This window comes from Microbacterium sp. C5A9 (genome assembly GCF_022627955.1).
Classification (GTDB): domain Bacteria; phylum Actinomycetota; class Actinomycetes; order Actinomycetales; family Microbacteriaceae; genus Microbacterium.
The window spans coordinates 1-263 of the sequence record NZ_JABXGD010000025.1 but is presented as its reverse complement, the minus strand read 5'-3'; the positions used below and the strand labels follow the sequence as shown (position 1 = coordinate 263).

Here is a 263-nt window from a genome sequence, read left to right as displayed (position 1 = left end):
ATCTGGTGCTGCTGCCGCAGTCGCGGGTGATCGGGGTGTCGGCGCGGATCGAGGACGAGGCCGAGCGGCTGCGCCTGAAGACCCTGGTCGCCGACCTGGCCGCCAGCCACGGCGGCTTCGGCTACATCATCCGCACCAATGCCGAGGGCCAGCCGGCCGAGGCGCTGGCCGAGGACATCGCCTATCTGTCGCGGGTCTGGCACGTGGTCGAGCGGCGCGGCCGCGACGGCGCCCCGGCCAGCATCATCTACGAAGACCTGAGC

The 263-nt window shown here is 71.9% G+C and carries 1 protein-coding gene; it reads left to right on the top strand.

Going from position 1 to position 263, the window contains the following annotated elements; all coding sequences use genetic code 11:
• Window positions 1-263 (top strand): ribonuclease E/G (locus HWD99_RS18340; RefSeq protein ID WP_241797627.1); only part of this gene is annotated, 263 nt, incomplete at both ends.